The sequence below is a fragment of the Streptomyces sp. NPDC024687 genome (genome assembly GCF_055559055.1).
Genome location: NZ_JBVHLJ010000001.1, coordinates 159,139 through 172,903, shown reverse-complemented (window position 1 = coordinate 172,903; position 13,765 = coordinate 159,139). Strand labels below are relative to the sequence as shown.

Annotated in this window: 11 protein-coding genes; 7 read left to right on the top strand and 4 right to left on the bottom strand. The window is 71.7% G+C overall.

Features of this window, described 5'->3' with window-relative positions; genetic code table 11:
• Together ACZ39I_RS00780 and ACZ39I_RS00775 are read left to right on the top strand one after the other, a co-directional pair.
• Positions 1–2,772 (top strand): ABC transporter permease, encoded by a 2,772-nt coding sequence (locus ACZ39I_RS00780; protein WP_467241440.1) that lies wholly within the window; start codon positions 1–3, stop codon positions 2,770–2,772.
• Positions 2,773–3,228: 456 nt separating this feature from the next.
• A complete protein-coding gene (locus ACZ39I_RS00775) occupies positions 3,229–4,188 on the top strand; it encodes an ABC transporter ATP-binding protein (protein WP_467241438.1) in 960 nt (319 codons plus the stop codon).
• Between the two features lie 3 nt (positions 4,189–4,191).
• Here the strand turns inward: ACZ39I_RS00775 and ACZ39I_RS00770 are convergent, their stop codons facing one another.
• From ACZ39I_RS00770 to ettA, 3 genes are read right to left on the bottom strand one after another with little or no spacing between them, the layout of a single operon-like run.
• Complete coding sequence (locus tag ACZ39I_RS00770; protein ID WP_467241436.1) at positions 4,192–4,860, bottom strand: DUF8185 domain-containing protein; 669 nt, start codon at positions 4,858–4,860, stop codon at positions 4,192–4,194.
• Positions 4,857–5,270, bottom strand: a complete 414-nt coding sequence (locus ACZ39I_RS00765) for an acyl-CoA thioesterase (RefSeq protein ID WP_467241434.1) — start codon at positions 5,268–5,270, stop codon at positions 4,857–4,859. The genes ACZ39I_RS00770 and ACZ39I_RS00765 overlap by 4 nt, the downstream gene beginning before the upstream one ends.
• A gap of 2 nt (positions 5,271–5,272) precedes the next feature.
• Positions 5,273–6,937, bottom strand: a complete 1,665-nt coding sequence (gene ettA, locus ACZ39I_RS00760) for an energy-dependent translational throttle protein EttA (protein WP_467241432.1) — start codon at positions 6,935–6,937, stop codon at positions 5,273–5,275.
• A 454-nt stretch (positions 6,938–7,391) separates the two neighbouring features.
• Between ettA and ACZ39I_RS00755 the strand changes: the two genes are divergently transcribed.
• The 5 genes from ACZ39I_RS00755 to ACZ39I_RS00735 all read left to right on the top strand — a co-directional run bounded on the left by ACZ39I_RS00755 (position 7,392) and on the right by ACZ39I_RS00735 (position 11,005).
• Positions 7,392–7,565, top strand: coding sequence for a hypothetical protein (locus tag ACZ39I_RS00755; protein ID WP_467241430.1), 174 nt, complete (start codon positions 7,392–7,394; stop codon positions 7,563–7,565).
• 234 nt (positions 7,566–7,799) lie between these two features.
• The gene (locus ACZ39I_RS00750) at positions 7,800–8,333 is read left to right on the top strand and encodes a hypothetical protein (RefSeq protein ID WP_467241428.1); all 534 of its coding nucleotides are present in this window, start codon (positions 7,800–7,802) and stop codon (positions 8,331–8,333) included.
• 28 nt (positions 8,334–8,361) lie between these two features.
• The gene (locus ACZ39I_RS00745) at positions 8,362–9,015 is read left to right on the top strand and encodes an RDD family protein (RefSeq protein WP_467241427.1); all 654 of its coding nucleotides are present in this window, start codon (positions 8,362–8,364) and stop codon (positions 9,013–9,015) included.
• A gap of 101 nt (positions 9,016–9,116) precedes the next feature.
• The gene (locus tag ACZ39I_RS00740; protein WP_467241425.1) at positions 9,117–10,370 is read left to right on the top strand and encodes a hypothetical protein; all 1,254 of its coding nucleotides are present in this window, start codon (positions 9,117–9,119) and stop codon (positions 10,368–10,370) included.
• 56 nt (positions 10,371–10,426) lie between these two features.
• Entirely contained in the window at positions 10,427–11,005 is a 579-nt protein-coding gene (locus tag ACZ39I_RS00735) for a hypothetical protein (protein WP_467241423.1), read from the top strand.
• Between the two features lie 33 nt (positions 11,006–11,038).
• Here ACZ39I_RS00735 and ACZ39I_RS00730 read toward each other — a convergent pair whose 3' ends face one another.
• Complete coding sequence (locus ACZ39I_RS00730; protein WP_467243282.1) at positions 11,039–13,657, bottom strand: tetratricopeptide repeat protein; 2,619 nt, start codon at positions 13,655–13,657, stop codon at positions 11,039–11,041.
• Between the last annotated feature and the right edge of the window lie 108 nt (positions 13,658–13,765).

The window sequence follows — 13,765 nt, the reverse complement described above, 5'->3', positions numbered from 1 at the left end:
GTGAGGTTCTTCAACACGGCCGAGCCGGCGGCTTCCGGGGAGTCCGTGCCCTGGGTGCGCACGCGGCTGCGGACCGCGCCCGGCACCGCGTTCTGGCTGGCGCTGCTGGTCGCGCTGACCGCGTGCCTCGCGGCCGCGTTCCCACGGGCGGTCGACCGCTACGAGGACGCCGGACTGCGCCGGGCCGTCGAACAGGCCCGCCCCGACCGGACCAGCATCGAGGTCTTCGCCCCGCAGCCGTCCATGATGCTGCCGCCACGCGGACGCGAGGACGTCCTGCGCCCCGGCGTGCTGGCCCACCAGTACGCCAAGGTCCGCGCCCAGGTCCCGCGGGCGCTCGTCCTCGACCCGGGGCAGTCGACGTACGGCGTGCGCACCACCATGGACATCCCGGTACCGGACCCGTGGCTGCCGCGCCCGACCGGCAAACCCGCGGAGGTGACCCTGATCGCCCAGGCGGGCCTGGGCGCCCACACCTCGCTCGCCCGGGGACGTCTGCCGCGTGCGGACGGCGAGGTGACCGCGAACAGCCCCGAGCTGGAGGCCGCGGTCACCGTCGAGACCGCCAAGTCCCTCCACATCAAGGTCGGTTCGGTGATCCACGCGCCCGCCGCCGGCCGTACCCTGCCCATCCGCGTCACGGGCATCGTCACCCCGCACGACCCGCAGGGCTCCTACTGGTCCACCCACCCGATCCTGCGCTCCCCGTCCCTGATCCGCGAACCCGCGCCGTCCCTGGACATGCACTGGCTCGGCGCCCTGCTCATCGCCCCCGAGGCGGCCCCGCTCCTGCTCGCCACCCCCGGAAACCCGGAGCCCTACTGGCAGTTGGCGCCCTCCGAGCAGACGCTGCGGGCCCGCGACACCCCGGCCCTGCGCTCCGCGCTCGCCTCCCTGGAGGCTGGTCCGGCCCTGCAGAAGGTGCGGCTGGAGATCGACGGTCCGGTGACCGAACTGAGCGAGATCACCGGCCGGACCGACGTCCTCACCGACCTCGACGAGATCCTCATCGCCTACGACCGGTTCCGGGGCGAAGTCGCCCCGCTCGTCGCGGTCGCCGCGTCCGGCACCGGCACGGTCGCCGTCGTCGTCCTGCTGATGGCGGGCGGCCTCACCGCCGACCGCCGCCGCGGCGAACTCGCCCTGCTGCGGGCCCGTGGCGCCTCCCTGCGGGGGCTCACCGCCCGCCTCCTCGCCGAGACGGCGGTCGTGGCCGTCCCGGCGGGCGCCCTGGGCCTGGCCGCCGCGCTCGTCACGGTCCCCGAGGGCCGCTTCCCGTACGCGATCGCGGCCGCCGTGGCGGTCACCGCCGTCACCTGTGCCGCCCTGCCCCTGCGCGCGGTGGCCGCCCACCGCGCGGTCCGCGTCCACACCGGCCGCGAGGACATCTCCTCCGTACGACCGTCCCGGCGCCGTACGGTCGTCGAGCTGACGCTGCTGGTGCTGGCGGCGGGGGCGGTGGAGTCGCTGCGCCGCCGCGGCACGTCGGGCGCGTCCGACGACCTCGTCTCGCTGGCACCGGTGCTGGTGGGCGTGATCGCCGCCCTGGTCCTGGTCCGTCTGTACCCGCTTCCGCTGCGGGTCCTGGCCCGCCCGGCCGCCCGTCTGCGCGGTGCCCTCGCCCATCTGTCCCTGGCCCGGGCGGGCCGCACCTCGGCCTCCGCCGTCCTGCCCCTGCTCGCCCTGCTGACCGCTCTGACCACGGCGGCCTTCGGCGGCTCGGTCCTCGCGGGCGTACAGGAGGCCCGCGACCACGCGGCCCTCCTCGCGGTCGGCGCCGACGCGCGCGTGGAGACGGCGACGCCGCTCCCGTCGGGGCTGCCGGAGCGGCTGCGCCGCTCACCCGGGGTGAGCGGCCTGTCCGCGGTGAGCGTCACGTACGAAGCGAAGCCGGAGGACGGAGCGGTCTCGGTGCCGCTGGCCGGGGTGAACCCCGCGGACTACGCGGCACTGTCGTCCCGGACCGGCATCGGCGCCTTCCCGGCGGACCGGTTGCGGAAGGGGGCCGCCGGAGGCACGACCCCGGCCCTGGCCTCCACGGCCACGGCCCGGACGTACGGCACCCGCCCCTTCCCGGTCCTCCTCCCGGACGGCAGCTCGCTCACCGTCCGCATCACCACCGTCCTCGACCGCACGTCGGCCGTGACGGGCCCGGACTTCCTGGTCGTGGAACGCGAGGCGCTGAGCCCGGAGATGGCGCGGCCGACGACCCTGCTGCTGACGGGGAAGGACCTGGACGGGCCCGCTCTGCGCAGGGCGGCCCCCGAGGCGGCGTCCGTGCACCTGAGGTCCGAGGAACGGGAACGCTACGTCGACTCGCCGCTGCAGACCGGCGCGGAAGGCGTCTACGCGACGGCGGTGGCGGCCGGCACGGGTTACGCGCTCCTGGCCCTCCTGCTGTCCCTCCTGCGCTCGGCCCCCGAACGCACGGCGCTGCTGGCCCGACTCCGCACGATGGGCCTGACCCGAGCGGCGGGCCGCCGCCTGCTGATCCTGGAGTCCCTGCCCCAGGCGATCCTGGCCGCGCTGGGAGGCACCCTCACGGGCTGGGCCACCATCCGCCTCCTGTCCCCGGGCATCGACCTGACAGCCATCGCCCTCCCCTCGGCCGAACCCTCCTCGCCCGCGTCGGAGTTGCGCACGGACACCCTGTCCCTGGCGATACCGGCGACGGCCGTACTGCTGCTGGCGGTGGGGATGGGGATCGGCCAGGCATGGTGGTCGGGGAGACGGGGATCGGTGCGGGAGCTGAGAGCGGGGGACGCGAGATGAACACCTGGTCGGACGGCTGGGAGGGTGGCGGTGGGCGCGGCGGTGCTGGGGGGCGCGGCGGCATCCGCTCAGCGGCGGCGGGCGAAGCAACCCGTCTGCGCGAGACGCGCGTCTCCCTCGGCCCCGGTCGCGGGCAGGCGGGCTGCTGGGGCGACCCCGACGGACACGGCAGCACCGGCCAGCGCGGGAACAACGCTGGACCCGCCGACCTCGCCGGGCGCGACGGCACCCGCCCGGCGGCGGGCGAAGCAGCCCGCCCGCGCGGCACGAGCACCTACCTCGGCTCCAGCCACGAGCAGCCCTGCCGCAGACGAGCGCCCACCCCGGCCCCAGCCATACGCAGTCATACCGCCAGGACGACACCGGCGGAGGCGCCGACCTCGCCGGGGGCGACCGCAGCAGCGGGACCCCGCCCCGGCCACTCACCGTCCCGGACCACCGTCGAGGAGAAGGCCGATGACGACGAATCCCACCCTCACCAACCTGGCCGACCGGGCGGCCCAGGCCCGCTCCCGTCCCGGCTACGGCCACGACGCCCTGATCACCTGTGACCGGCTCGTCCGCGTCTTCACCACCGACGGCGTGGAGGTCCAGGCCCTCCAGGGCCTCGACCTCCTGGTCCGCGAGGGCGAACTCCTCGCCCTGGTGGGCGCGTCCGGCAGCGGCAAGTCCACGCTCATGAACATCCTCGCCGGCCTGGACACCCCCACCGCCGGCGCCGCCCGGGTCGCGGGGCACGACCTGCTGACCATGACCGCGAAGGACCGCCTGGCCTACCGCCGCAAGACGGTCGGCTTCGTCTGGCAGCAGACCTCCCGCAACCTCCTGCCCTATCTCACCGCCGCCCAGAACATCACCCTCCCCATCCAGCTCTCCGGCGCCCGTACACCCCGCCGCATCCACACCGAACGCGCCCTGGAACTCCTGGAGTTGCTGGAGGTCGCCGACTGCCGCAACCGCCGCCCCCACCAGATGTCGGGCGGCCAGCAGCAACGCGTGGCGATCGCGGTGGCCCTGGCCAACAACCCCGCGGTCCTCCTGGCCGACGAACCGACGGGCGAACTGGACTCCCACACCGCGGAACAGATCTTCGCCGCGTTCCGCACGGCCAACGAACAGCTCGGCACGACGATCGTCATCGTCACCCACGACCAGGCCGTGGCCGGCGAGGTCCGCCGCGCGGTGGCGATCAGGGACGGCCGTACGTCCACCGAGGTCCTGCGCCGCAGCGAGGTGGACGCGGCAACGGGCCACGAGACCCTGGTGGCCAGGGAGTACGCAATGCTGGACCGCGCGGGCCGCCTCCAGCTCCCGAAGGAGTACACGGAGGCGCTGGGGATGCGCGACCGGGTCGCGCTGGAACTGGAGCCGGACCACATCGGCGTATGGCCGGACGACAGCGACCGGGACGGATGACCCTCAGCGCACGCTGACGCCAAGCGCCCCGAGTCCCCCTTGCCGTACGGCGATCGAGCCGTAGGGCGTCCGCAGCCGCAGCCACGCCCCCGAAGAGAAGAGCCCCAGGCCCCCGCCGGACCGCAGGAATCCGAGCGACTGGGCCGCGTGCACGGCCCGCACGGGCAGCCGGGTGTCTCCCACGGTCCGGGACCAGATCTCCCGCCCGATCCGGTCGAGTTCGGCCCGCGTACGCGTCTCGGGTGCCAACTCCTCGCTACGGGCCCGGAATTCGGCGACCCCGGCGTGGACGAGCGCCCGCAGCGCCTCCGGCCCCGGCAGCCCGGTCACCGCCTGCCACCCGCCGCGCGGCGGCAGCACTCCGGCCCAGGGCGGCCCGGTCACCACCCCCGGCACGACAGCCGTACCCGCGCTCTCGTCGACGGACCCGAGGAGCTCCCCGGCGGACACGGTCACATCGAGGGTGTCGTCGAGCCCGTTCTCGTACGGCTTGGCCAGCCGCACCGCCCGGATCGCCAGCACCTCGAAGGACGGCGGGCGCCCGAAGACGGCGAGCGCGGTGCCGGCCCCCTGGAGCCGTACCGCGGCCGAGCGGTCGTAGTGGAGCAGCCGGGAGAGGAAGGCGGCGAGATCCGCGGCCTCCCCCTCGTCGGCGAGGTGGAGCACCGTCATGCGGCGACGGCCTCCTCCTCGTCGTCGTCCCGGTACTCCTCGAGGAACTCCCGTTCCTCCGCCGTGATCCGGCGCGGCCGCTGGGCCTCGAAGTCGAACGGCACGATCACCGTCGAGGCCCGGACGTAGACGTCGTCGCCGTCCTTCACCTCGTAGGCGATGGTGAAGGACGCCGCCCGGATCTCGGTGATCCACAGCTCGATGTCCACGGGCGCGTGCCGGTGGACCAGCTGCCGCTTGTAGTCGATCTCATGGCGTGCCACCACGGACCCCTGCTGGAAGTCCTTCTCCGGGCGGAACAGGAAGTCGATACGGGCTTCCTCCAGGTAGCGGAGGAAGACCACGTTGTTGACGTGGCCGTACGCGTCCATGTCCGCCCAGCGCAGCGGGCAGCGGTAGGTGTGCCGCAAGATCAGCCCCGGGTCAGCTTCTTGTAGGTGGCGCGGTGCGGACGCGCGGCGTCCGGGCCGAGCCGCTCGATCTTGTTCTTCTCGTACGACTCGAAGTTGCCCTCGAACCAGTACCACTTGGAGTCACCCTCGTAGGCGAGGATGTGGGTCGCGACCCGGTCCAGGAACCAGCGGTCGTGGGAGATGACCACAGCCGCGCCCGGGAACTCGAGCAGAGCGTTCTCGAGCGAGGACAGGGTCTCGACGTCGAGGTCGTTGGTGGGCTCGTCGAGGAGCAGCAGGTTGCCGCCCTCCTTGAGCGTGAGCGCCAGGTTCAGGCGGTTGCGCTCACCACCGGACAGGACGCCGGCCGGCTTCTGCTGGTCCGGACCCTTGAAGCCGAAGGCGGAGACGTAGGCCCGCGACGGCATCTCGACCTGGCCCACGTTGATGTAGTCCAGCTCGTCCGACACCACGGCCCAGAGGGTCTTCTTGGGGTCGATGTTGGCCCGGCTCTGGTCGACGTAGCTGATCTTGACCGTGTCGCCGATCTTGACCGTGCCCGAGTCCGCGGGCTCAAGACCCTGGATCATCTTGAACAGCGTGGTCTTGCCGGCGCCGTTCGGGCCGATGATGCCCACGATGCCGTTGCGCGGCAGCGTGAACGAGAGGTCGTCGACCAGGACCTTGTCGCCGAACGCCTTCGAGAGGTTGTTGACCTCGACGACGATGGAGCCCAGACGCGGGCCCGGCGGGATCTGGATCTCCTCGAAGTCCAGCTTCCGCATCTTGTCGGCCTCGGCCGCCATTTCCTCGTAACGAGCCAGGCGGGCCTTGGACTTGGTCTGGCGGCCCTTGGCGTTGGAGCGGACCCACTCCAGCTCTTCCTTGAGGCGCTTGGCGCGCTTCTCGTCCTTGCGGCCCTCGACCTTGAGGCGAGCGGCCTTCTTCTCCAGGTACGTGGAGTAGTTGCCCTCGTAGGGGATCGCGCGGCCGCGGTCGAGCTCGAGGATCCACTGGGCGACGTTGTTCAGGAAGTACCGGTCGTGAGTGACGGCGACGACAGCGCCCGCGTACTTCGACAGGTGCTGCTCCAGCCAGTTCACCGACTCGGCGTCCAGGTGGTTGGTGGGCTCGTCGAGGAGGAGCAGGTCCGGGGCCTCGATCAGCAGCTTGCAGAGCGCGACGCGGCGCTTCTCGCCACCGGAGAGGGTGGTGACGGGCCAGTCTCCGGGCGGGCAGCCCAGCGCCTCCATGGCCTGCTCCAGCTGCGCGTCCAGGTCCCAGGCGTTGGCGTGGTCCAGGTCCTCCTGGAGCTTGCCCATCTCGTCCAGCAGCGCGTCCGAGTAGTCGGTCGCCATGAGCTCGGCGACCTCGTTGAAGCGGTTGAGCTTGCCCATGATCTCGGAGGCGCCGTCCTGGACGTTCTCCAGGACCGTCTTGGACTCGTCGAGCTTCGGCTCCTGCATGAGGATGCCGACGCTGAAGCCGGGCGACAGGAACGCGTCACCGTTGGACGGCTGCTCCAGACCCGCCATGATCTTGAGAACGGTGGACTTACCGGCACCGTTGGGCCCGACCACACCGATCTTCGCGCCGGGCAGGAAGCTCAGCGTCACGTCGTCAAGGATGACCTTGTCTCCGTGCGCCTTACGCGTCTTGCGCATGGTGTAGATGTACTCAGCCAAGAGAAACCGTCCGGCAACTTGAGATCTGGAGTGGGCAGATACACCCCATCTTGCCTGACGTCCACCCTCGGGTGGTAACCCGTTCGGTCGGGGGGCTGTGACCTGGCCGTTCACCGACCACCCGGTAGCCGACCGGTCACGGTTGTCGCCAGGATGTCCGCGCCGCGGAGTTCCGCGAGGAGGACCTCGCACAGCGGGGCCACACCCCAGTCCAGCCTCGGTCCGCCGACCAGGCGCCGCCCGCATGTCATCCCCGAAGCGAAGCCGGGCTCCTGCGGCAGGTGCAGCCGGCCTGCCAGGGGGCCGACAGCAGGATGGACAGCGGGTGCACCGACTGCAGCCGGCTCGCGGGAACCGTGAAGCCGAGGATGTCGCGGTCGTGCGGTGCGCGGCGAGCAGCGACAGGGCGGAACCGCTCTGAGCGAAGATCATCCGGAAGGCCGCCGAAGCCGCCATGACCGTGGTGAAGGCGGTCAGCCGGGCGCGCTCCATGGTGCTGCGCCGGCCCCAGCCGATCCCGGTCTGCCGGCACGAACAGGACGCCCTGGAACGCCAGTCGGTCCCGATGCCGCCCGCGTCCCGGATGCCGGGCCCGTCGGGGAGAATGCTGTACCCGCAACGCCCTTGATCGACATGCAGCTGCCTCCGACCCGTGCTCCCCTGGACATAGGTACTGCCGGTACCGCAGGCGAACCCCGCCATATGCCTGGCGGACACTCTCGCCCCATGGCAGGCGACAGCTACCGCTCGAAGCGGTCAAGCACCCGCAGATGCACCGAGCACCATTCGGATCGCTCCGACGCATCGCGCTGCCGTGGCACCTGCACATCATGCATTTCCGCCCGCTTGGGATGTGGTCACCATGAACATCCGAAGGGCTTTGGCTGCGAGTAGCCCAGTGATGATGGTCGCGGCAATCGGACTGAGTGCCGCCCCCGCAGAGCAGCCGTCCATAGTCTCAGCAGCCGGCTCATTCCCCGAGGCTGGTGCATACGCAACCCAGGGCAAGAGCAATGTCGTCTCGGACGACGGAGAGGTGCAAGTCTTCTGGATAGCCAGCCAAGTTTTCCCCTGGGAGGGAGGCATACCCACACGCTGGCAGGTGAACGTCATCTACAACAACACGTCAGATCATGTCGTTTACTTGACATGCCAGGGTTGGGACACCGGAAAGATAAGGGAAAACATATTCAGACAAGGCAAGAGTATTGGGTACGTAAAGGCCGAGCACGACCTATGCAGCGATCACCCGGAGTGGAACGCCAACCTGAGCCCCAACCACAGGATCATCATGTCCTGGGCTGTATTCCACAACGTTCCCAGGATCGGCGATCGCGTCTCACTGCAGTGGGAGGACTACGGGACCTCCCAGGCCCTTGACCCCTTTGGTCACTGAGCCTACGCAACAGCGAGTGGAGACGACAATGACCGAGAACCCTGACGAGCACAGGGGAACGAGGGTGCAGCCTGAGGCTCGCGGCGAGCCCCGGCAATGGGGCCAGCGACCCCAACACCCCCCGACGACCCCGCCGCCGTTCACACCACAGCCAACGCCGCCGGCAACGTCGACGGCATTGACACCGCCCACCGAATGCCCGGCCTGCGGAAAACCCGTCGGCGAGGAACTCTCCTGCCAATTCTGCAATCAGGTACTGTTCCTGCCGCAAGGAATAACGCTCTCCACTGCCGGACTTCGCTTCGGCGGGTACTTGCTGGAGTTCGTACTCATGATCTGCACGTTGGTGATCGGCTGGGTCATCTGGGCGCTCATAGTCTTCCAGTATGGCCAAACGCCCGCCAAACAGCTGCTCCACATGAGAGTCGTCTGCATTCCGCAGGCTCGAACCGCCGGATGGCTCAGGATGTTCTTCCGGGAAGTCATCGCGAAGACGCTCATCGGATTCCTTGCCAGCTTCACCCTTCTGATTCCCTATTTCTGGCTCCTGTGGGACAAGAATCGACAGGAGCTGTGGGACAAAATGGCCACTACGCTGGTCGTCAGCGACCCCCGAGATCTGCTTCGGCCAGAGCCGCAGCCACAGCTCTCGGACAGTCAGGCCGGGACACCGCAGAGGTAAGTGGCAGCTGCGCCGCCGCAAGGGTGCTGCAAGAGACGTGCAAGGAAAGCACTGTGTGCGCCGGGAACCCCCCTGCCGTCCGTGGTACGTCGCGACGAGCGATGGGGGATCGCGTGTCTGTCGGAACGACGAGATCAGCACTGATCGAGCAGGGGCACTGGCTGACCGTACGGGACTGCAAAAGGGTCCTGGTCGTCGTGCACACCGTGACCTTCGCCCAACGGCTGCGCGAGGTCTTCGAACTCCTGGAGACCGACCTGCGCATCCAACTGGTCTTCACGGTCGCCCCGCACGCCTTCGGCAACGGGACCACCGAGTTCCTGCGGAGCCTGGGCATCAGCACCGTGCCCTGGGAAGAGGCCCGGCGCGCCGACTTCGACCTCGCGCTCGCCGCGGGCTCCCGCGGAGTGCACGAACTGCGGGCTCCGGTCGTACGCATCTCGCACGGGGCCGGCCAGATCAAACTGCTCACTGACGTCACCGCACTGGCCCCGGGTGAGCCGAGGCCGCCGGGGATGCTGAGCCGCCGGCATCTGCTGCACGAGGGGCAGCTGGTCCCGGCGGCGGTCGTCTACGCCCATGACCGGGACCTGGAGGAACTCTCCCGGTCCTGCCCTGAGGCGCTTCCGGTGGCGCACGTGGCGGGCGATCCGTGTGCCGACCGGATCATGGCGGGCCGGCCCGGCCGGGATGCCTACCGCCGGGCACTCGGAATCGAGGACGGGCAGCGACTCGTGGTCGTCACGTCCACCTGGGGGCCCGCGTCGACGTTCGGGCGGCTCGACGCCCTGCTGCCGCAACTGCTGAGTCAGTTGCCGGGCGACGGCCACCGCGTGGCGATGCTGGTCCATCCCAATGTGTTCGCCGGCCACGGAACCCGGCAGGTGCACGGCTGGCTGTCCTCCTGCCGGGGCCGCGGGCTCGCGGTCGTGCCGCCGGAGGCCGACTGGCAGGCGCCGCTGATCGCGGCCGACTGGATCATCGGGGACCACGGATCACTCACCGCGTACGGCACCCTCACGGACGCGACGCTGCTGCTGACCGCCGGTCCCCGGCGCGAGGTGTCGGCCTGCTCCCCGGCGGCTCTGCTGTCCGCCGTGGCGCCCGTGGTCGTACCGGGGTATCCGCTCGCGGAGCAGCTGGAGTACGCGGCTCAGCTGCACCGCCCGGGGCAGTACGACCATGTCGCCGCCTCGCTGACGTCGGCGCCGGGACAGTTCCACCGGCGGATGCGCTCGCTCCTCTACCGCCTGCTCGGGCTGGGCGAACCGGCCCGTCCGCCCCTCGTCGCACCGCCCCCGCCACCGCCCGCGCTGACCCGGTGGGAGATCTCCGCCGGCAGTGGGGCGGCATGAGGAGCGACCGGCGCCCGATCCCGGATGCCGCATGGGTCAGGGACGTCGCGTCGGCCATGGATGCCGCATGGGCCACGGTGTGCTTTCCCGCGGCGCGCTCCGGTCCGTCCGCGCTCCACGCCGGCGGCTCGCACGAGCGGTCGTCCCTCGCCGTCTGGCGTTCGGACTCGGCGCACGGTCCGGTGCTCGTACGGTCCGATCCGCTGCCCTCGCCCACCGGGGGACGCGGACAGCCGTATCCCTCCCCCTGCCCGCACCCGCCCGGAGGCCCGCTGCCCTGCGACGTGCACCTGTGGGTGGACGCGGACGGCCCGGAGCAGGCAGCGCTCGCGGCACACGCCGACGTCCTGGTGAGCCGTGCCCCACTGCCGCCCGGCGCAGCCCGCCGACGCGTGCTCGAGCTGCTGACCGCCCACCCCGGTTGCCTTGCCGCCGCCGTACCCGACACGTCCACCGTGTGCGTCGCCGGGGTACGGGACGCGTCGGGCACCGTGTCGTTCGTACGGCCGTCACGGGGCGGCAGGTCCCATGCACCGCTCCCGCCGCACACGGTCGCCTCGGTCGTGCACGCCTGGACGGTGGCCGGGAGACCGCCGGACGCGCTCCGCCGCCTCGCCGAGGTACCGCCGCACTGACCGGACCGGCGGGAGGACGGCCGGCCGCGGCGCTCACCGCTGCCGCAGCCGGTCGTCCAGGCGTTGTGCGTCCGCGGGGCTCAGGCGGCGGAGGAGCGCGCGGGCGGCCTCGTAGTGGCGTACCGATTCCTCCCGATCACCACGCGTCTCGGCGGCCTGGCCGAGCCATTCCAGGCAGCGTGCCTCCCAGTGCTCGGAACGGGCCTCGCCCGCCCGGAAGCGCGCGAGCGCCTCCCGCAGCCGTCGCACACCACCGCCCGGGTCCCCGTCGGGGTCCCCTGCGCGGTCCAGCACATGACCGAGAAGAGCCAGGACGCGGGTCGCCTCGTACGTCTCTTCCAGCGCGTCCAGTTCGGTGCCCGCCCGGCGCAGCTGCTCGGCGGCCGTGGCCAGGTCACCGGCGGCCAGTGCGGTCTCGCCGAGGCGCCGCCGGGTCAGGGCGGCGCCGCGCCGGTAGCCGATCGACTCCCGCAGCCGCAGGGCGTGCTCGAAGTGGCCGCGGGCCTCGTCGAGCCGGTGGGCCAGGAGTGCGACGTGTCCCAACCCGCTCAGGGCCTGGGCCTGTTGGCGTACGTCGCCGTCGGCCGTGGCCGCCTCCAGTGCCTGCCGGTACCAGTCGGCGGCCTCCCGGTAGCGGCCCGCGTCGCGCAGGCCGATCGCGCCGGAGGTGAGCATGCGGCCCTCCCCCTGCCTCGATCCGCTCCGGCGCGCCGCTTCGAGGCCGAGGCGGTGCGCCTCGATCCACATCTCCGAGGGGCGCAACCGCAGGAACAGGGGCCACATGAGGTCCGTCAGACGCCAGCAGGAGGAGTGCCAGCCGAGCCGGGCCGAGAGCCGTACGGCACCCATGAGCGCGTTGCGGTGCGTGTCCAGCCAGGTCAGCGCCTCCTCGGGGCCGTCGAGTGGTGTCGCGGGCGTCGTCCCGGCGGGGAGGTCGTGCCCTGCCAGCCGGTGGCTGGGCGTGAGGATGCCCTCCGCCGAAGCCGCGGTGGACAGACACCAGTCGACGAACCGCCGCAGGGTGCGCTCGCGTCGGCCCGGGTCCTCCAGCTCCTCGCCGAGCCGCCGGGCGTGCGGCTGGACAAGGTCATGGAAGCGATAGGTGCCCGGCCCCGTCTCCTCCAGCAGATTCGACTCCACGAGCGCGCCGACGGCGATGTCGGCGGCCTCCGCACTGTCGACCCCTTTCTCCCCCGGACCTTCCTCCCCCGCCCCTTCCCCGCCCGGCTCCTCCACGTCGGCTGCGAGGGCGGTCAGCAGCGACAGGTCGTGGCGGTCGGCGGGCAGCAGTCCCATCCGGCGGTACAGGGCCCGACTCCCGCCCGGGAGGACGTCGTACGACATGTCGAGCGCCGTACGCATCACGGCCTCCCCGTCCACGCGCAGTGTGTCGACCGCGCCCCGCCCCCGGGACAGGCTGTCGGCCAGGGCGGACACGGAGCGGTGGGGGCGCAGGGCGAGCTGGGCGGAGGCCAGGGCCACGGCCAGGGGCAGGCGGCCGCACAGTCTGACCACCTCACGCGCGGCGGCCGGCTCCCGGACCACGCGCGTCCCGCCGCCGACGGCAAGGAGTTCGACGGCGGAGGCGGCGGGGAGCCCCTCCAGACGGTGCACGGAGGCGCCGTCGACGCGCAGCCCGGTCAGGTTGTTTCTGCTGGTCACGATGGTGAGGCCGGTCGGTGTGCCGAGCAGGAGCGGGCGGACCTGGGCGGCGGTGAACGCGCTGTCCAGCAGGACGGCGAGCCGGAGGCCCGAGGTCGTGGAACGCCACAGCGCGCTTCGCTGTGCGGTTCCGCTCGGCACCGAGGACGCGCCGAGTGCGATCAGGAAGGCTTCCAGGACGGTGGCCGGGGAGACGGGGCCGTCCTCCGCGGCTGTGTTCTGGGCGCCGAGGTCGGCGTAGAGCTGGCCGTCGGGAAAACTGTCGGCGTGTTCGTGGAGCCAGTGGGCGGCGAAGGTGGTCTTCCCGACACCCGCGAGCCCGGTGACCACCAGGACCTGCGGCGCGTGCGCCGACCGCTCGGCACGCAGTGCGTCGAGTGCCTGCCGGTCGGCCTCCCGGCCGACGAACCGCGCGGTCACCGGCGGCAGTTGCCGGGGAACGGGGTGGCGGGGCGGTGGTGCCGGGGTGACGGAGGGATGGAAATGGACACCACCGTGGATGTCCCGAGCCTGCACGCTGGGCCCGTGGAGCACGGAACTGCCGCTGATGAGGTTGGCGGTCACCGCGGGGGCGGGGGGTGCTGGGGCAGGGTCGGGGACTGGTGACGTGGGTACGGCTGCGGGCGGCTCCGGGGCCGGCCCGGGAGACGTCGGTGCGGATGCGGGCGGTGCGGGTGCCCTGGGCGCGGCTGCGGGTGGCGTCGGGCCCGATCCGGACGGCACGGAGGGCGACCCAGGCAGAGTCGGACCGGGGGCAAAGTGGTCGCGTAACCACTCGGCAAGCGCCTGCCGTGTCGCTGGGTCGCGCGATGCCAACTCACCTAAAGCTTGCGCCAGTTGCTGCCACCGCGCCACCTCGACCGGTTGCCCCCGCGCCTCGTGCCCCGGCCAGAGCCGCGCCACCGAGGGGGCCGCGAGGGCCGCGGTGTCCATCACCCGGGCCAGTTCGCGCCACGCGGGCGACTCCGGGTCGGCGCCGCAGGCGGCCATGGCCGACAGCAGCGCCTCCGATCCGTCCGAGGAGAAAGCACGCACGTACGCGACTCCTTCCGTCTTCTCGGGAGTCACTCCCCACTGCGGACAAGATGTGAACCAATA

Excerpts from the sequence above, each read along its gene's own strand:
- ACZ39I_RS00730 (WP_467243282.1), bottom strand. The coding sequence starts at position 13,657 with ATGGCCGCCTGCGGCGCCGACCCGGAGTCGCCCGCGTGGCGCGAACTG.
- ACZ39I_RS00775 (WP_467241438.1), top strand. The coding sequence starts at position 3,229 with ATGACGACGAATCCCACCCTCACCAACCTGGCCGACCGGGCGGCCCAG.
- ACZ39I_RS00740 (WP_467241425.1), top strand. The coding sequence starts at position 9,117 with ATGGGGGATCGCGTGTCTGTCGGAACGACGAGATCAGCACTGATCGAG.
- ACZ39I_RS00750 (WP_467241428.1), top strand. The coding sequence starts at position 7,800 with ATGAACATCCGAAGGGCTTTGGCTGCGAGTAGCCCAGTGATGATGGTC.
- ACZ39I_RS00745 (WP_467241427.1), top strand. The coding sequence starts at position 8,362 with ATGACCGAGAACCCTGACGAGCACAGGGGAACGAGGGTGCAGCCTGAG.
- ACZ39I_RS00755 (WP_467241430.1), top strand. The coding sequence starts at position 7,392 with ATGACCGTGGTGAAGGCGGTCAGCCGGGCGCGCTCCATGGTGCTGCGC.
- ACZ39I_RS00770 (WP_467241436.1), bottom strand. The coding sequence starts at position 4,860 with ATGACGGTGCTCCACCTCGCCGACGAGGGGGAGGCCGCGGATCTCGCC.
- ACZ39I_RS00735 (WP_467241423.1), top strand. The coding sequence starts at position 10,427 with ATGGATGCCGCATGGGCCACGGTGTGCTTTCCCGCGGCGCGCTCCGGT.